Source organism: Vibrio alfacsensis, assembly GCF_019670485.1.
GTDB classification, from domain to species: Bacteria; Pseudomonadota; Gammaproteobacteria; order Enterobacterales; family Vibrionaceae; genus Vibrio; species Vibrio alfacsensis.
This window is the reverse complement of sequence record NZ_AP024166.1, coordinates 1,221,778-1,240,385: the sequence shown is the minus strand read 5'-3', so window position 1 is coordinate 1,240,385 and position 18,608 is coordinate 1,221,778. Positions and strand designations below refer to the sequence as shown.

Genomic DNA, 18,608 nt, shown 5'->3' with positions numbered 1-18,608 from the left:
CCGCAAACTCTAACTAAAGCAGCTCTCGAGCTGCTTTTTTTGTGCATCGCTTTTTTGGATGTAACCGCATCTTAACTCGACTATGCCTATAATATAGATTGTGTGAATGGTTAGTTATTCAAAAATACTGTTGGTTAATTTAACCCTCTGTGTGTGAATTTCGCCATTCAGTAAAAGTGGAAATTATTTCATTTAATCTAAGTTGTTGATATTAAGGCTTTAAAAAGTTGGCATCCTATGTGCAATGTATAAATTGCAAACCAATGAACTGCTAATCCTAAAGGAGCTTATTATGCAAAGCGTATTTCTTTCTACTCTAGGTCTTATTGCTGTAATGTCATCGCCAATCACTGCTGCTAACACTTTAGATAAAGAAGAGTGGAGTGCAGATTTACGTCAAGAATTTACAACGATGAAGCATGAAGCCGTCGCCGACATCGAACAAATGAATATGGACGCCATTGATGAACGCGACGAGCGTATCGTTAAACATATCAAAGAACAACAAGCCCAATTGGTTAAAATCAAATGCCAGAAAACGGAAGCGAGTAAGTCTTAGTTTCTGACCGACGGCTTGTCACAGAATGAGTGATAGCCAAGAGTGATTCTCATACGAGCTCAATGTTAGTTAGCAGTCGACATTGAACTTGTTGCTCTGTTTGCCAAGCTTTATCGCTTGGCTTTTTTGTGTGTACACCTAAGCCCTCTCGAGTCAATAATAAAGCTGTGGATTCAGTGCCTTGAAGTCACTTAGGTATAGGGATGCAATAGATAGAAAAAAGCCCGCAAAGAAAACTTTCACGGGCGAAAAAGGGCACCAACTTAGGTGTCTATTCATTTTGGAGATGGTCGAACGTCCATATCAAACTGATAATAGGCTTGGTGAGGGGCATACCACCAGTGCGACCAATGAGGCTAAAGTTAACATTGTTGAAATCATTGTTGAAATGTTAATTATCGAATCAATGATTTCATTTTCGTTGGGTGTGATTAAAAATGTGTTGATTAGGTGTGTTTTTACTGCTCAAAAACAGGCATTTAATTCGATAGGTTGAATGATTTCTATCCTGGCATCCAGTTTGATTATAAAATCCTCCATGGTGCCATTAATAAAATTTCATACTTAAGTTTAATTTGACGCGAGTTGCTATTAAATGTTGCTGGTTTGTGTGTTTTTATGAGTGAAAACTAAATAACCTCAACTTGGGATAAGCAAGTCTAGATTATCCCTAGCTGAGACTAACGAAAAAGAGAGTGACGTTTGCAACTCTCTTCACATTTCGATTATCCAATTATTTAAGGCAGAATTCTGCGGATAAATTAAATGGTTTCATGTTTATGAACTAAGCCAAAATCTGCCAAAATGGCATAGGCTGCTGGGATCATAAATAACACGAGCAATGTTGATGCAAAAATACCGAACACAATGGAAATAACCAGCGGCTGAATAACTTGAGCTTGTAAGCTTGTTTCCGTCAGCAGAGGCAACAAGCCAGCTGCAGTCGTCATGGAAGTAAGGAATACTGCTCTAAAGCGCTCGCGGCTGGCTTTAACTACCGAGTTATGAACGCTGTCTCCCTCATCTACGTGATGACGAATATATTGTACTAAGAGAATGGAGTCATTCACGACGATTCCCGCCAATGAAACAAAGCCCATCATGCTTGGCATACTGAGTGAGTGACCAAGCAAAATATGCCCCCATACCACCCCAATAAAAGCAAGTGGGATAGCAAGCATGACCACAAAGGGTTCCAGATAACTGCGGAATTGATAACTTAAAATGGCAAATACACCAAACAATCCAAGTAAGAATCCTTTACCCATCGATGCCCCTGTTTCTGCGGTATCTTTGGCTTCACCTTCAAAGTCAAAACGCAGCCCAGGATATTTCTGGATAAGTTTTGGCGCCTCATCTTTTTGAAATTGACGAATGATGGAAGTGGAGTTCGCTTTGGTATTATCGATATCCCCAAATACACTGATTGTGCGGAGTCCATCAATGCGTTGAATACGAACGTAGTTACGTTGGAAGTCGAGAGTCGCAACCGTTGCAAGGGGAATTTGGCTCCCATCGGACAAAATGATTGGGAAATTTGCCAATTGTTGTAAATCCCCGGCTTGTACTTTGTTGAGACGCACTTCAATTGAAATGTTCTCTACCCCGACTTGAATTTCATCAGCTGTTTGACCAAAGAACGCCGCGCGAAGTTGGTTAGCGATCAGTTGGCCGTTGATACCATAGGCTTCTGCTCCGGGACGTAGTTTGACCAACACTTCTTCTTTACCCATGCGCATGTCATCTAATACGCCGTGAACGCCATCAAATTCATTAAGATATTGTTGAATATCGATGGATGCGGCTTTCAGTGCATCAAGATCGTCATGTTTAGCACGGATCTCAATTGCTCGGCCTCCTGGCCCCATGGTTGGTTGTTTAAAGACTAAGGATATAGGGTCCGCCAATTCCCCAACATCATCACGCCATGCTGCAATAAAATCATCAATTAGCGTATTACGGCTTTCAGCGCCTAATAAATCTAGGCGAACTGTGGCAATGTGTGGGCCTGATTCATTCGCATCTGCATTCGCGTTAAACTGGCTGGTGATGTGGTGTATGAGTGGCTGCCCATTTTCTTCACTCTCAGACCATGCTTTATCAAGCTTTTGCGCTGAAGCAACAATTTTGTCGACCACGGCTTCGGTTTGAGACAAAGAAGAACCGGGTGGAAGAATGATCCTCGCCTCGGCAATGTCGCCATCTAATTCAGGGAAAGGCTGGAATTTGAGCACTCCCCCAACAAGCGTTGCCGCTGAAATGAGCAGTAGCGCGATCACTCCACCGATAAACGCGTAACGATATTCTACAACTTTGTCGACCGCATTCACCAACGTGGTATTGCGAAAGTTCTCGAATGAATCTAATAATTTTTGTTTAAATTTGGCGGTCGGTTTATCTTGTTTTTGCTTGTGTAAAGAGTGCGAGAGGTGGTTGGGTAAGATCAAAAACGCCTCGACCAAACTTAGGGTAAGCACCAAAATCAGTACTTGGGGTACCGCTTTAAGCACCGCGCCCATTTCACCTTGTAGAAATAGTAAACTACCAAAAATACAGACGGTGGTAAGAAAGGAAGAAATGACCCCCGGCAGCACTTTCTTCACGCCTTTAACGACGGCATCATCGATTTCTTCGCCGCGGTCTAGATGTGAAGCGATGGATTCTGCAATCACGATCGCGTCGTCCATCATAATACCGATAGCCATGAGCAAGCCAACGAGTGACATAATGTTGATCGAAAGCCCTAGTTGAGCCATCAGAAATAAGCCGCCTAAAAATGCGACAGGGAGGCCAGCTGCAACCCAGAATGAATACCGAAAACTGAAGAATAGCCACATGGTTGCAAAGACGAGAATGATACCTTGCCAACCATTTTTAACCATCATGGTGAGGCGATCCCAGAGAACGGAGGATAGGTCATTTGTCATTTGCAGCATCACACCATCTGGAGCGATGGCTTGCTGATCTTGCACAAATTGGCTGACACGTTCTTTTATACGTAGGGCATCATCTTCTTTGTTTTTGCTCACTTTCAATAAAGCGGATGGGTGACCGTCGAATAAGACTTTTTGCTCGTCGAGTTCAAAGCGGTCGGTAATAGTTGCAATGTCACGCAACCGAATAATCGAGCCATTCGGGCCAGAACCGACAACAATGGTCTCCAATTCTTCTGGTGTGATTCGACGCTCATCAAATCGAATTAAGAAGTTTTTATCCGGTGTTTCTACGTTACCGCTCGGCAGTTTTACGTTTTGACGCCCAATTTGCTCTGCGATATCACCAACGCTAAGCCCTAATTGCCGAATAGCTTGGGTATCCAGTTCTACGCGGTATTGGTGATCAGAAAAACCAGCAACGTCGACCAATGACACGCCGTAATCTAACTTTAACGTTCGCTTAAGCTGCTCTGCATATGCTTTGAGTTCTGGCCAAGTGGTATCAGCGGTAATGGCGACATCAACCACGGGTTCGTTCCAATCAAGCTCTTGCACCATTGGTGATTCGATTTCTTGAGGAAAGTCGTTGATGGCATTAATTTGGGTTTGAACATCGACCAACATCCGGCCAATATCGGCGTCTTCATTGAGTTTTAGTATTAGTCGGGCTGACCCCTCGATTGCCTCACATTGTGTTTCCACGATGTTTGCTAGACCATCGACAGCATCTTCCATGCGCACACAAATGCTTTCTTCAACTTCTTGTGGTGAGGCGCCCGGATAAACGACCCCCGCTAAAATATAAGGAGGATCAAATTCGGGAAATGTCTCACGCTTAATCGTCGACAGCGACGATATGCCTAAAATAAGCAAAGTCAGCATGAGCAAATTGGCTGCAGTAGGGTGCTTTGCAAAGAATCGAATCATGATTCAGACCCCTCGTCAGATTTGTCCATGTCTGGAGACGCTTCTTTTAATAACATGCCATTGATTGCGGGCAGTAAATCGTTAAGGATCAACTTTTGCCCTTGCTCGAGTTCGCCATCAACGACCACTTGGTTATCACGTCGATAGAGTACTTCAACCTTGATCACGCTGAGTCGATTATCTTCTCCCATTAAGTAGATCTTGTCACCATGCAACGCGCGCTCAGGGATAACCCAACTTGGATTCGCTTGGCCCTCAATGCGTGCACGAACAAACATGCCATTAACCAATGGGGGGTTAGAGGTTGGGTTTAACATTCGATAGTCTTGTTCTATTTCTAGAATGACCCCTGCGGTAGCTTGGCTAGGGTCGACAGTTTCACTGATGCGCGCTAATTTGGCAGGCCAGCGAGCAGATAAATTACCACTGTTTAGCTCGATGCTAGCGTGAATAGCGTTCATATCTGGCTGTGGGATGCCTGATTCATCCCGAGCAAACTCACCAATGCTTGCCGCGAGAGTTTGCATGTCGTGGATAGACAATTGTGCTTCAACTTCCATGACATCGATGCCATGTGCGGTGATCATGGTTTGCTGTAGATTGACCACTTGGTTTTGCTCAATATCGACCTCGGATATGCGCAAGTCATACGGCAATGTGATGATGGTTTTGGCGAGTGAACGCTTAGCTTCATCGACTTTAGATGCGTTGACTTTGACGAGAGCTTCCGCAACGCGTTTTTCATCGGGCATTAAACCAATTTGGTTTTCGATATCCAGTACCAACTTTTGCTGAGAAAGGGCACTTTGTTCTTGTTGATCCACATCGGATTGGGAAGTTAAGCCTTTTTTACGTAGATTCTGTTTACGCGCCAACTCTTTATTGGCAATCACCAAGCGGTTAGCTTCAATCTTGAGAGTACTTTTTAAGTTGGTTTCTTCTTGGGTTAGCTTAGCCAAAGAGGTTTGAGCAGATTTTAAGTCGGCTTGCGCTTGCACCAGTTTCAGTTCGTAATCGAGAGGATCAATTCGTAAGATTTCACTCCCTGCTTGAAGCACTTGACCTTTTTCTAGTTGAGGGTGACGAAAGACGACTTTACCAGTGACTTCGGCAATGGCTTTCCATTCTACTTTTGGCGTGATTTTTCCAAATCCGATCGCTTCAGGTGCAATGGCTTTTAGTTCTAACGGAATGGTTTCGACTAAACGCGCACGATCGCCTGCGGGTTTGGTCGGCAAGTCGGGCTTTAGCGTTATTGCTAAGAATAGAGTGACGACCCCGACCGCGAGGGCAGGGAAGAACAGCAGTTTTTTATTCATTTTCATATTGATTGCCCGAGTCTAGAAATCCATGTTTCATCAGTTGTATGTTGTGTTCGAATAAGCGGTTTAAAAAATCTTCATTGAGCTCAATACCATGCATCGAAAGTAGAGCAGGTGGTGCCATAAATGGAAATACCATCAAGCTGATATATGAAACTCGGCAAAGTTTAGGGTCTGCCCCTTTTCGTAATACACCGCTATCAACCAACTTATCGAAAATAATGCCTTGCATTGGTTTGCTGATATCGGCAAAGACTTTTTCTAGCAGCTTGCGTTGAGTTTTGGATGGGGGCATATGCATGACTTGAGAAATCAAGCGCGGGAATTGGGGGACTTTGATCATCTCACGATAGTAGGTTCGCATTAGATCGAGAAAATTTTTCTCTGAGCTGTCTGCAACCAATGCTTGCATCTGCTTTTGCATGGGAGAGAGTGTTTCTCTCAACATGGTTTCAAATAGTCCCTCTTTATTGCCAAAGTAGTAGCGAATCATCGCGACATTAACGCCGGCTTTTTGTGCGACCAAACGTGTCGAGACCTTGTCATAAGCCAGAATGGTGAAAAGTTCTCGTGCTTGGAAAATTAGGCTTTCTCGCGCATCGATTTTTTGGGTTGGCCTGCCTGCTCGCCGATTCACTTCCGTCACTACAGCCTCACTAAATATTAAACATTTGATTAATTATAAGGCGCTGATTTCTTATGCGACATGTGAAAAATTAATCAATATTTAATCAAGTGATTAATTTGTGATGAAGAGAAGAAAAAGAGCAGCAAGCGCCGCTCTATAAAGAAGTGAATGTTCGCAACCAATAAGCGGTTTTAACCCCAGCTTAATACTGTCCAATTGGGTTTGTTCGCGTGTGCTTTCAAGCGAGGGCAAGGATTAACCAGATACGCATAATCTGCGAATTCACAAAGAGGTAAATCATTGATGGAATCAGAATAAAAATGGATTTCTGAGTATGTATCAGTCTGAGCATCTAACCAATGCTTTAAGCGTGTGACTTTACCTTCTCGATAGCTTGGTATACCCGAAATTTTAGCGGTATAGCGGTTATCAGTTTCAATCAAATCTATGCCCAATGCAGTCGAAATGCCAAGGCGACGCCCAACGGCTTCAACCAAAAAAGTCACGCTAGCAGAGATGATCACCATATCGATGCCATCTTGAGACAGTTGCTCAATTAAGATTTTTGCTTGGGTAAACTGTTTCGGCAGGATGTGTGTTTCGGCACACTCCTCAACCAGTTTATTCACCTGCACCATAGATAGGTTCGCGAGTGGTGCCATGGAAAATTGCAGATAATCTTCCATGTTCATCTCTCCCTTAGCGTATAACGCCATTAAACGTTGGTCTTCTTCAATGAAGTTAGGTTGGGTAGCGATGCCTTTCTCGACCATAAATGCATTCCAAATCATTGCACAATCCCCATTGATTAGGGTTTCATCCATATCAAATACATACAAGGGTTTAGGCATGTTTGGCTCTCACAGGTTGAATTTCGTTTAGGTTAAATAAGCAGATCTAGTTGACTGTTATTTACTAACAATCGCTCAGATGAGCGGTTAAGTAAATAGACGGTCAGTTCGTTTGTATCCTAGGGGCGAAATGTGACGATTTGGCGTAACTAACTTGACAGTTTGAATGAAATTCGATGGCAGTTATGTTTCAGGTATTCCCTATCTAATCCGCTCGAACAAAAGTGTAAGATGAATCAATAGAATTACCGAATAAGAGCCCAATCAAGGGCTCTTATGGATATTGAAAAGGGCCTTAAATCAACCCTTGCTCTTTCGCCATGTGGTTAGCGATGCTTGGCGCTTTCCAAATGCTTGGCAATAGAATAAATGAGACAGGAACCGCCGTGATCACAATGAAAGATTGTAAGGCTGAAATTCCGCCGGACCCCATTGATATCAATGTGATTGCGACCGCCCCCATGATCACACCCCAAAAGGCACGAATAATCGCTTTTGGCTCGGTTGAACCCGTCATCACGACGCTGATGGTGTAGGTCATGGAATCACCAGTAGTGACAATAAATGTCGTGGTAAGGATCAAGAACAGAATTGAGATCACCATGGGGAATGGCAACTCTGATGTAATCGCTAACAAAACGGCGGGTAAATTGAAGCCCTCAAAAGCCGAAGAAATTAAGCCTGGGTTCTCTAATTCGAACGCAAGGCCACTGCCGCCAACGATGCTAAACCAGAAGCAGGTGATCAGTGGCGCGGCAACGCTAATAGAGAGAATCAATTGACGAATAGTGCGACCACGTGAGATACGCGCAATGAAAATCGCCATCATTGGACCATAGCCGATAAACCATCCCCAGAAGAAGACGGTCCACCAACTTAGCCATTCGGTGTCACCACGATATAAGGCCATCGGGAAAAAGTTGTCCACCATTCGTCCAACGCCTTGTACGTAACCATCAACAATAAAGCTCGTTGGGCCAAAGAGCAAAATGTAGCCAATAAGCGCCGCAGATAGCACGATGTTATAGCGGCTAATAATTTGAATCCCTTTGCTCACGCCACTTAGCGCAGATAAGGTATACATGAGAATAGCGGCAACAATCACCAACGTTTGTGTCACAAAGGTATCGGGTAAACCAAACAGTGAATTCAACGCATAACTGATTTGAAGACCTAAGAAGCCAATAGGGCCAATTGTGCCTGCAGCAACCGCAATAATGCTACAAGCATCGGCGACATCGCCAATCCAACCATTGATGGCTTTGTCGCCAAATACAGGATAGAGCAGAGTGCGCGGTTTAAGAGGTAACCCTTTATCGTAATGCAGGTGCATTAAAACCACAGAAGAAAGGCAACCTAGAATTGCCCAAGCAAGAAAACCCCAATGCATAAAAGACTGAGAGAGCGCATTAATGGCAGAAGCTTTAGGAGAGGCTTCGCCATACAGAGGCGGAGCAGAAACAAAGTGGGCGATAGGTTCAGCGGCAGCCCAGAAAACGCCGCCCCCAGCAAGTAGGGTACAAAGAACAATCGACAGCCATTTGAATGTGTCGATTTCAGGCCTCGCGATGCCACCTAAGCGTACGTAACCAGTACGGCCAAGAGCAATGGCCAAGCCAATAAGAAAATTGAGGAGCAGCAATACTTGCCAAAAGGCTCCGAAGTATTGAGTGGCAAGGCCAAAGCCTGCATTGACCATGTGAGTCAGTGATTTTGCATCTGTCAGAGCAAGTAGAACGAAAACAGAAAGGAAGCTTCCACTTAACCAAAAGACTGGGTTAGTGAGTTCAAGACGCTTGATCAGGGACGGGGGATGGATGGCGGAATAGTCTGCCTCCTGAATGGGTGCATGGGAGGCGGCATTCGTCATATTCGACATAATTACTTCGCTTTTTAGGGCTCGGAAGCCGTGTATTTCCCTCAACACAATTGAGTATAAAAGTGTGAGGATGATCAAAAAGCCGCTAATACTAGCACGTTGAGCCGAGCAATATAACCGCAGATCGGGATTAATTGTGATGACTTAAAATGACGCGTTGATTCTAAATGTGAAAACTATTGCGTGAAGTACGCCGCATTTATTGTGTAAATTACATTCCCCTTATTCTTGTAGGGACACCTCAAGATTACATTGAGCCAACCTGTTCTAATAAAAACTAAAGGTCTTACCCTATGGCTCATTTTGAACTCAATGGATTGTGGCAACTTACCTCGCCGCAACGCCCAGACATCGATATTGTAATGACACTGCCCGGTGATAACGTTTCCGCGTTATTGCAGGCAGAGCTCATTCCCAACCCATACTTTGCGGATAATGAAGCGAAAGTTCGTTGGATTGAACAATGTGATTGGCACATTTCTCGCCAATTTGAAGTGGAAGCCTCGGTGTTGTCCGCCAAGCAAGTGTGGATGACATTAACGCGCGTCGACACTCTTGCCACTTTCTTCATTAACGATGAGCAAGTACTGACTTGCAGTAACATGTTTGCCCAGCAACGAGTCGACATTAAACCGTATTTAACACAAGGGACGAATACAATTCGTGTTGAATTCACAAGGGTTGATTTGGAGGGTGAGGAGCGTGCGAAAAATCTACCGTTTCCGATACCATCCGCGATGGGGAACAACCAAATTCCTCATATGAACTTGATTCGTAAAACGCAATGTCACTCTGGTTGGGATTGGGGTATTTGTTTGATGGTGTCGGGTATTTATGACCCAATCCAAATCGATGTCGTCAATGAGTTGTGGCTAAAAGACTTTTCAACGGAGCAAAACTGGCAAGCAGATGGCAGTGTTATTGTCGATGTGCTGGTGGAGGTAGAAACCGATAACCAGAGCCATGAAGTCTTCGTTGATCTAGATGGTATGACTCAATCGATTCATACAGAGGGAAGTGGTCACTATCACTTTCAATGCCATGTCCTCGAGCCTCTGCGTTGGTGGCCTGCAGGCTATGGTGAAGCTAACCTGTACAAGATATCGGTTTCATGTGGTGAACAGAAACTGTCTCGTAAGCTTGGTTTGCGTCAATTGAGTTTGAATAATCAGGCCGATGAGCACGGCTCTGCGATGGAATTTGTTGTGAATGGCGTTCCCATTAATGCCAAAGGGGCGAACTGGATCCCGGTTGATGCGATGCCAGGACGTGAGTGTGATGGTCGTTATCGTAACCTGTTACAAAGTGCTGTCGATGCCAACATGAACATGATCCGTGTTTGGGGTGGTGGTCAATATGAAAGCGAAACTTTCTATAACCTGTGTGACGAGTTAGGTCTGCTTGTGTGGCAGGACATGATGTTCGCGTGTTCGCTCTACCCATCCGATGACGCGTTTCTCAAAGATGTGGAGCAAGAACTGCGTTTTCAGATCCCTCGCTTGAAAGAGCACCCGTCGATTGCCTTGTGGTGTGGTGATAATGAGGTCATTGGTGCGATTGGTTGGTATGACGAATCTAAACACAACAAAGTAAAATACACGGTGAACTACGATCGCTTGAATCGGATGGTAGAACAAGTGATTGGTCAGCAAGATGATTCACGTCGTTTTTGGCCGAGTTCTCCTTGTAATGGCGAGCTAGACTTTGGCGACGCATGGCATGACGATAGCAAAGGTGACATGCATTTTTGGGATGTGTGGCACTCAGGAAAGTCCTTTAATGCTTATTTAAACATTAATCCGCGTTTTTGTTCCGAATTCGGTTTTCAATCCTGGCCTTCATTTGCAGAGACGAAACAGTTTGTGCCAGAGCAAGATTGGAACGTTACCTCTCCAACGTTTGAACAGCATCAGAAGAACCCACGAGGTAATAGTATTATCACCGAGATGTTCACTCGTTACTTCCGTTTCCCATCTGGTTTTGAACAGATGCTATACCTCAGCCAAGTGCAGCAGGCTGTGGCCATAAAAACGGCTTGTGATCATTGGCGTGCAATCTCTCCGGTATGCAGAGGCATGCTGTATTGGCAACTCAACGATAACTGGCCAGTAAGTTCTTGGTCGAGTCTCGAATACAGCGGTCGTTGGAAGCAATTGCATTACCATGCTAAGCGCTTCTTTGCGCCTCAGTACTTGGTGTTCTCGGAGCATACTGGCAAGCTGAGCCTGCATTTACTTAATGACGCCAGAGATTCAGTTGATGTAAGCGCACAATTGCATTGGGTGAATTGGCAGGGTGAAGTGAAGCAGACTTGGTCACTAGAACACTCGGTTTCTAGTGACAGTAATACCGTCATCTGGCAGTTGGATGAATCATTTGATTCTTCTGAATTGAAATCGGGGTTCTTCTATGTAGAAGCGCAAGTGGCTCAAGATAAAATCACTAACACTTGGTTTAGTTCTCATGAACTAAAAACGTTGCCAATGGAAAGAACGAAGATTGAAGTAACAATTGAAGCCAACAAAGTCACGCTCGTTGCAGATAAGCCTGCGTTCTTTGTTCACTTGGAGTGCGATACAGATGGTAAGTTTAGTGATTCTAGTTTGACGTTGTTGGCCAATAAACCGGTAACAATTGAGTTTTTAGGTAGTGATTTGAACGCGATGGCAACGTCGTTGAGAGTCTACCATTTGATGCAGTCATAATATGCCCAGTAACCTCGATATGCTAGGTTCAGCCCGCCCTTTGGGAGCGTGTCATTAACTTGATTACTGCGTTAAACAACTTGGAAAGAGCTAGCTATTACGCTGCGTTGTTTTCCTTGACCTCGAATCAATGACAACGCTCTGAATCCGGCACCTTGAAGTCTCTTGGGTATATGGTTTTAAATCCATAAAAAAGGAGCGAACCATCGCTCCTTTTTTGCTTTCAATAATTTAAGCTTGTTTTAGCGCCTAAGCTTATGATGGATTCGATACCCAAAAACATAACCGAGGTAGAACAACGCAATTAATGTAACAAACGCAGCGACATAAGCAAGAATGTGATTTAGACCAAGACCAAAAGCGAGCGTAAAAGCAATACCATTTACGGCTTCAAGTGGAATCTTGTACCAAGCAGAATGAACGGTAGAACCAAATAGAACTAACGTACTAATTAAAAAGATTGTGCCGACGAACATACCTGCCCATCTGCTGTTATTCATGCTTCTTCTCAAAGGTTACCAACTACGTAACAAAATATTTCAGGAAGCACATTATACTACTGAGAGTGGTACAAAGTGTTAGCACTATTTTAATAAATTATAGAGAGGCTAACATATGGCCTCTCTATCTATGAGCATCAGTAAAGTCACGGTATTCGCCGTTTCTGGCAAACCGTATTTTTCTGAGTAAGGCTAACTTATCCAGCCAATAAAATATGGAATGATCAACGCGTTAGCTAAATCGATAAAGAAAGCGCACACTAACGGCACAATGATAAATGCTTGGTGTGAATTCCCGTATTTTTGTGCAACGGCAGACATGTTTGCCATCGCGGTTGGGGTTGAGCCCAATGAGATACCACCAAAACCAGAACACACCACCGCAGCGTCATAGTTTTTGCCCATGAGTGGAAATACAACAAAGACCGCGATACACACTGCCACCAAAAATTGTGCCCCAAGGATGATGAAGATAGGGCCAGCTAAATCGACTAACGCCCATAACTGCATACTCATCAAAGACATGGCGAGAAAAGCACCTAATGCCATGTCAGCAATCAGCGCGATCGCGGGTTTTCTTGCAGGCCAGCGTGTCCCTGTTAAACGAGGATAAGACGCAGGAATCAGGTTTGAAATGAGAATACCCGCAAAAAGACATGTCACAAATAGAGGCAGTTCTAGACCAAGGCTACTGACTCCCTCGTTTAGCACTGCACCAAGAATGATACAAACATGAATAGCCAACATCGCATCCAAGAAATCATAAGCGTTGATAGAGGGTTGCGGTTCATCTTGGGCTGTACCGACGTCCATTTCTTCCACTGTCGCTGGCTTGAGGTTGTGCTTGTTGATCAGGTATTTCGCGATTGGCCCCCCCATTAGACTGGCGAGAATTAAACCAAACGTCGCACTGGCGATTCCGATTTCCATTGCGGTATCGAGATCAAATATTTCAGCGATTCTTGGCGACCAAGCAATTGCGGTTCCATGACCACCAATTAAAGAGACGGTGCCACTAAGTAAGCCTACCGCTTCTGGTTGACCAAGCATGGTCGCAATGCCAATTCCGGTTAGGTTTTGTATCAGCATGTAGCCGATGGTGATCGAGAGTAGAATGATGAGAGGTTTCCCTCCTTTGAATAGATCTTGCAGGCTGGCATTGATACCAATTGTGGTAAAAAAATACACCAACAGTAGATCGCGAGTCGCGAGATTAAACTGAACATCAATGTGGGTCACATAGTGAATCACAGCAAAAAGAATAGACACTAATATGCCACCTGAAACCGGTTCGGGAATGCTGAACTCTCTCAAAAAGTGACTGGCCTGGGTAAGGCGTTTTCCTAAAAACAGCACGACGATGCCTAGGGTGACGGCCAAAAATGATTCGATGTGCAATACACCGTCAATGAAATCCATAACTACTCCTGTTGTGTCTTGTTCTGCCTACTTGTGTTCATCTGTGTCCTGTTGAAGTAATGTGAGGCAATGTCCTTTGTAATGCGCATAAACCGTATGCTGAATGAGTAACCATACTGACTTGTCTAAATAACATCCAGTTTCATATTGGTGAATTTGAACTAAGTCCGGTTGTTGTTCAAAGGTTAGGCGTAATTGAAAATGAGCCGCTAGATTCGTGTACCCATGAATATAACGGCTCGAATACCAAGATATCTCGTTATCAATATCTTGAGCTTATATGGTTATATGGTTATATGGCTTTAGGTATAGGTAACAAGCTCATATGTTTTCTATTTTGGGATTTACTTCTTGCGCCCAATTTCCACCAAGTGATTTGTACAATGCCACCGTAACTTGGGCCGTTTGTAATTTGGCTGCAAGCTGACGGTCTTGCATCATGCGTTGTTGACGTTGTGCGTCCAGGACTGATAAGTGGTCGATCAAGCCTGCCCGATAGAGTGACTTCGCTTTACTGACGGCTTCGTCCGTTGCCAAAAGTGCTTCTTCAATCCTACGCTGATTCTCTTGGCTTCTGCCATAAGCAAATAAGGTGGAATCTACTTCAGCAAAAGCCGAATCTACGGCGTGTTGGTAAGTCAGCGTTGCTGCGTCAAAACGAGCTTGGTTGATGTCCTCTAAAGCATCGCCACGACCACCATCGAAGACATTCCAACTGATGCCAGCCGCGCCAACCCAGCCGAAAGAGTCACTGCTAAACAGATCATCAAAGCTAGAAGCGGATACGCCCGGAGCGCCGGTTAAGAAGAACTTCGGATATTGATTGGCGATACTTGCCGCAAGTTCTTCATTGATGGCTGCCATTTCTCGCTCTGCTAAGCGGATATCAGGGCGACGTTGCAGTAATTCTGAAGGTAATCCGATTGGCACGACATTTTGCATTGCTGGTACACCTTGAGTCTCTGCAAGTCGCACTTCGACTTTCGACAAAGGCTCACCAAGCAGTACCGCGATACGATGTTTGTGTACTTGCTGCGCGATTTCCAACTGAGGAATGATTGACTCCATCGCTGCAAGCGTCGCTTTGGCTTGCGCTAAATCGAGATCCGAGCCATAACCGCTACGAACCACTTTCTCAACCAAGTCCATGGTTTTGCGTTGGTCTTCAAGGTTTGATTTGGCTAAGTCGAGACGCTCGCTTGCCCCTTGATACTGCAAGTAGTTATGAATCAAATCTGCAGTAAGCAAAGTCGTCAGCCCGCTTTGATAAATTTCTGCTTGCTCAACACGTATTTGCGCCGCATTGGATTGACGATCAATGCGACCAAACAAATCCAATTCCCAAGCAATACTTGCGCCGGCAAATACACCATCATGCTGGTTGTCCAACAAGGTTGTATTGCCAATTTGTGGTGGCAGGCCTGCGGCGGAATCACCAATCGGGTTCAGCGCCGGGCCAAGCAGTGAGTCGTTCTTACTCAGCTGATAATTGACGTATCCGGCACCAACATTGATGGTCGGCACTTTGAATGACTCAACAACGGTCTTATAGCTGTCTGCCATTTTGATGCGTTCTGCCGCGACCTTAAGAGGGATGTTTTGGCTTTGCATATCAAGCACCAAATCGTTCAACATAGGGTCGTTAAACTCTGTCCACCAAAACGCTTCTCTCTCAGCATTGCGGCTGACGCCATTTTGGTCGGCATACAAATAAGTCTCTGCCATGCTGGTGGTTGGTGTTTGATAGTCTGGCCCAACGGCACAACCGGATAGGCTCATTGCCAATACCAGTGGCGCGATAACGAACTTTCTCATGATTACGCCTCCTTCAATTCAGCGTCAGTTTGCGTGGTTGGTGATGTTTCTTTGTATGCCAAGCGATACAGTGCCGGCATGATGAACAGTGACAACACGGTCGCCGCTGCCAGACCACCGATGATGGTGGCTGCCATTTGGTCGAACAAAAGATCCGAAAGCAGCGGGATCATGCCGAGTGCGGTTGTCAGTGCACCCATTGAAATCGCCATGGTGCGGTTAACGGTGGCTTCTTTGATGGCATCCGATAATGGGCGGCCGTTCGCACGTTCCAACTCAATTTGGTCCATCAGTACAATGCCGTTTTTAATGATCATGCCCGTCAGGGTGATGGCACCAATCAACGCCATAAAACCGAATGGTTTGTCAAAACCAAGCAGAGCAAAGGTGGCACCAGTAGCCGCCAAAGGCAGTGTGGCTAGAATGATGATTGGTTGCTTAAAGCCGTTAAACATCGCGACCAGAATGATCACCATGATCAGCATGGCTTTTGGTAGCTGTTTAAAGATGTCAGTAACCGCTTTGTGTTCATCGTAGTATTCGCCGCCCCATTCCAAGCTGTAGCCGGCTGGCAGAGGAATCGCTTCGATTTGATCTTTCACCGCGTTGCGCACTCTTGCTGGTGTGGTTGAACGCTCAACACCTGCTTGTGCTGTGATGGTTTTGACGCGATTGCGACGCCAGATCATGCTCTCTTCTGGTACTAGCTCAAAGCCATCAACCACTTGACCTAGAGGCACACTGTGCATGCCAAGTAGCGAACGCACGGGCAATGTTTCTAGTGACGCCATGTTTTGCGAAGTGCCACGCAGCTGAATTGGAATCAACTCGTCATTAAGGTTCATCTGACCTAAAGGCATGCCATCAGAAGCGCGTTTCAGAGCAAAGGCGATGTCTGCTCGGTTGATGCCAGCTTGGCGCATCTTGTCTTGATTGATGATGGGTTTCAGCACCTTGCTTTCTTGACGCCAGTCATCACGAACGTATTTGGCATCCGGGTGAGTAGCAAAGATGGCTTTTGCTTGATCCGCCAGTTGGTGCAACACTGCTTCATCAGGGCCAGAGAAGCGCGCTTCTACCGCATACTTGTCTGAAGTCGCCAGTTTTAGTGCTCTAAAGCGAGGTTCTGCGTCTGGGAAAGTGTTCTGCAACCATTTATCACCTCGTTCAACAAGTTGGCTGATGCTTTCGTAATCCTTGGTGTTAATCAATATCTGTCCGTATGCAGGATCAAGCGGCTCTGGTTCTACGGTCACCGAGAAGCGCGGTGCACTTGCGCCCATGTAGCTAGAGATGCTTTCGACTTCTGGCTGTTTGAGTAGCCACTGTTCGACTTTGCGCATGTCTGCTGAGGTTTGCTCGATCTTGGCGCCATTCGGTAGCCAGTAATCAAGGAACACGATAGGGCGATCCGATTGCGGGATAAAGTTCACCGCCACGTAAGGCACAGCAACAGCAGTCACTAAAAGTAGGGGAATCAATGCTGTCAGTGCTTTCATTGGGTTATCAACCGTCCAAAACACCAACTGCTTGTAGCGGCTTGGCTTTGCGTCTTCATCGACAGGTGTTGGTTTGATGAACATCCAACACATCAGCACGGTAAAGGTCATCGCGACCAACCAAGACAGAAGAAGCGAAGATGCTACGATGTAGAACACTGAACCCGCAAACTCGGCTGAGTCAGTGTTGGAGAACAGAACTGGACTTGCCCCCATGATGGCAATGACGGTCGCACCAAGAAGAGGGACTGCGGTTTCCTTAACTGAATCAATAGCAGCACGTGTGCGTTCGATACCTTTGCCCAGTTTTACGATCATCATGTCAGTGATTACGATGGCGTTGTCTACCAACATACCTAGAGCAAGAATGAAGGTACCTAACGAGACTCGATGCAAATCAATGCCTGCAATGTTCATGTAGATCAGCGTGAGCAGGATAGTCAGCAACAAGCTCGAACCAACAATTGTCGCGCTCTTAAAGCCCATGAAGACTAACAGCACCACAAACACAATGCCGACACTTTCGAGCAGGTTACCGACGAAGTCATCAATCGCTTTTTGCACTTCTTCAGGTTGGTAAGCCACAGTAGAAATATCAACGCCAAGCGGCAGTGTTTGTTGGTAGTTTTGGATGATGTCGCGAATCGTGTCGCCGAGCGAGACCACATTAATACCTTCAACAGGGCTGACTGCTAGCGTCACCGCAGGCTCACCATTAAATCGGCTTTCTGTTAGCGCTGGTGTTTGGTAGTCCATGGATACATCGGCGATGTCACCTAAGCGAATCAAGCCTGTACCTAGCTCACTCACGCCACCTTTGATGACCAAGTTACGAATATCATCTAATGATTGAAATTCACTGGTTTGAGTGATGCGAATGCGCTCGGTGCCAGCATCGAACTTGCCTGCTTCAAAGGTCATGTTCTGTGTGCTGAGTTGATTCCACACCTGCGCGACAGATAAGCCATATTGAGCCAGACGTTCGTCAGGCATATCAATGTAAACCACTCGCGGTTGCACGCCGTGTAGCTCAATCTTTTTGATGCCTTTTACCGCTTTGATTTGGCGTTGTAATTCTTCTGCATAGCGGCGTAACTCTTCTGGTGCGGCGTCTTGGCTATGGATAGAGAAAAGCATGCCATACACTTCAGAGAACTCATCCTGAACAATGCTGATTTGCGCGGTAGACGGTAGTTGCAGTTTTACGTCGTCGACTTTGCGGCGCAGTAAATCCCATTGCTGCGGAAGTGCTTTGGAATTGAGGCTCTCTTTCAAATCGACAAATACCATCGACATGCCCGGACGAGACAAAGAACGCAGGCGATTCAACTCAGCCATTTCTTGCAGCTTGGTCTCAATGGTATCGGTGACTTGTTGTTCCACTTCTTGTGCTGAGGCGCCCGGATACAAGGTGACAACGACGGCGGTTTTCACCGTGAAGCTTGGGTCTTCTAACTTGCCTAAATCGAAGTAAGAATACAGCCCCGCCACTACACTCAAGGCGATAAAGAACAACACGAAAGTGCGCTGTCTTATCGCAAATTCAGCTAAATTGATCATGATTCGAG

11 protein-coding genes and 1 pseudogene are annotated in these 18,608 nt (G+C 45.4%); 2 read left to right on the top strand and 10 right to left on the bottom strand.

The window, feature by feature from the left end; all coding sequences use genetic code 11:
* Positions 1-292 precede the first annotated feature (292 nt).
* On the top strand, positions 293-559 hold the full coding sequence (locus tag VA249_RS20080; RefSeq protein ID WP_128813308.1) for a hypothetical protein: 267 nt from the start codon (positions 293-295) through the stop codon (positions 557-559).
* 761 nt (positions 560-1,320) lie between these two features.
* Here the strand turns inward: VA249_RS20080 and VA249_RS20075 are convergent.
* From VA249_RS20075 to VA249_RS20055, 6 genes and pseudogenes are all read right to left on the bottom strand, one after another.
* The gene (locus tag VA249_RS20075; RefSeq protein ID WP_221070658.1) at positions 1,321-4,422 is read right to left on the bottom strand and encodes an efflux RND transporter permease subunit; all 3,102 of its coding nucleotides are present in this window, start codon (positions 4,420-4,422) and stop codon (positions 1,321-1,323) included.
* Positions 4,419-5,747: an efflux RND transporter periplasmic adaptor subunit gene (locus VA249_RS20070; RefSeq protein WP_221070646.1), complete on the bottom strand. Its 1,329-nt coding sequence runs from the start codon at positions 5,745-5,747 to the stop codon at positions 4,419-4,421. Before VA249_RS20070 ends, VA249_RS20075 begins: the two co-directional genes overlap by 4 nt.
* Complete coding sequence (locus VA249_RS20065) at positions 5,734-6,390, bottom strand: TetR/AcrR family transcriptional regulator (protein WP_221070644.1); 657 nt, start codon at positions 6,388-6,390, stop codon at positions 5,734-5,736. The genes VA249_RS20070 and VA249_RS20065 overlap by 14 nt, the downstream gene beginning before the upstream one ends.
* Positions 6,391-6,563: 173 nt before the next feature.
* Positions 6,564-7,223: an HAD family hydrolase gene (locus VA249_RS20060; protein ID WP_221070642.1), complete on the bottom strand. Its 660-nt coding sequence runs from the start codon at positions 7,221-7,223 to the stop codon at positions 6,564-6,566.
* A pseudogene (locus VA249_RS24350) lies at positions 7,216-7,333 on the bottom strand (ABC transporter ATP-binding protein); the annotation flags it as partial. The gene VA249_RS20060 and the pseudogene VA249_RS24350, both read right to left, overlap by 8 nt.
* Before the next feature lie 185 nt (positions 7,334-7,518).
* The gene (locus tag VA249_RS20055) at positions 7,519-9,102 is read right to left on the bottom strand and encodes a BCCT family transporter (protein WP_221070640.1); all 1,584 of its coding nucleotides are present in this window, start codon (positions 9,100-9,102) and stop codon (positions 7,519-7,521) included.
* 293 nt (positions 9,103-9,395) lie between these two features.
* On the opposite strand from VA249_RS20055, the gene VA249_RS20050 reads away from it, so the two are divergent.
* A complete protein-coding gene (locus VA249_RS20050; RefSeq protein ID WP_221070638.1) occupies positions 9,396-11,807 on the top strand; it encodes a beta-mannosidase in 2,412 nt (803 codons plus the stop codon).
* A gap of 242 nt (positions 11,808-12,049) precedes the next feature.
* Here the strand turns inward: VA249_RS20050 and VA249_RS20045 are convergent, their stop codons facing one another.
* The 4 genes from VA249_RS20045 to VA249_RS20030 all read right to left on the bottom strand — a co-directional run bounded on the left by VA249_RS20045 (position 12,050) and on the right by VA249_RS20030 (position 18,600).
* Entirely contained in the window at positions 12,050-12,307 is a 258-nt protein-coding gene (locus tag VA249_RS20045) for a hypothetical protein (protein ID WP_128813305.1), read from the bottom strand.
* Positions 12,308-12,499: 192 nt separating this feature from the next.
* Positions 12,500-13,726, bottom strand: coding sequence for a sodium/glutamate symporter (gltS, locus tag VA249_RS20040; protein WP_221070636.1), 1,227 nt, complete (start codon positions 13,724-13,726; stop codon positions 12,500-12,502).
* A 321-nt stretch (positions 13,727-14,047) separates the two neighbouring features.
* On the bottom strand, positions 14,048-15,541 hold the full coding sequence (locus tag VA249_RS20035; protein WP_221070634.1) for an efflux transporter outer membrane subunit: 1,494 nt from the start codon (positions 15,539-15,541) through the stop codon (positions 14,048-14,050).
* Positions 15,542-15,543: 2 nt separating this feature from the next.
* Positions 15,544-18,600, bottom strand: a complete 3,057-nt coding sequence (locus tag VA249_RS20030; protein WP_221070631.1) for an efflux RND transporter permease subunit — start codon at positions 18,598-18,600, stop codon at positions 15,544-15,546.
* Positions 18,601-18,608: the final 8 nt, after the last annotated feature.

Coding starts and splice junctions, on each gene's coding strand:
- VA249_RS20080 (WP_128813308.1), top strand. CDS start 293: ATGCAAAGCGTATTTCTTTCTACTCTAGGTCTTATTGCTGTAATGTCA.
- VA249_RS20075 (WP_221070658.1), bottom strand. CDS start 4,422: ATGATTCGATTCTTTGCAAAGCACCCTACTGCAGCCAATTTGCTCATG.
- VA249_RS20070 (WP_221070646.1), bottom strand. CDS start 5,747: ATGAAAATGAATAAAAAACTGCTGTTCTTCCCTGCCCTCGCGGTCGGG.
- VA249_RS20060 (WP_221070642.1), bottom strand. CDS start 7,223: ATGCCTAAACCCTTGTATGTATTTGATATGGATGAAACCCTAATCAAT.
- VA249_RS20055 (WP_221070640.1), bottom strand. CDS start 9,102: ATGTCGAATATGACGAATGCCGCCTCCCATGCACCCATTCAGGAGGCA.
- VA249_RS20050 (WP_221070638.1), top strand. CDS start 9,396: ATGGCTCATTTTGAACTCAATGGATTGTGGCAACTTACCTCGCCGCAA.
- VA249_RS20045 (WP_128813305.1), bottom strand. CDS start 12,307: ATGAATAACAGCAGATGGGCAGGTATGTTCGTCGGCACAATCTTTTTA.
- gltS (WP_221070636.1), bottom strand. CDS start 13,726: ATGGATTTCATTGACGGTGTATTGCACATCGAATCATTTTTGGCCGTC.
- VA249_RS20035 (WP_221070634.1), bottom strand. CDS start 15,541: ATGAGAAAGTTCGTTATCGCGCCACTGGTATTGGCAATGAGCCTATCC.
- VA249_RS20030 (WP_221070631.1), bottom strand. CDS start 18,600: ATGATCAATTTAGCTGAATTTGCGATAAGACAGCGCACTTTCGTGTTG.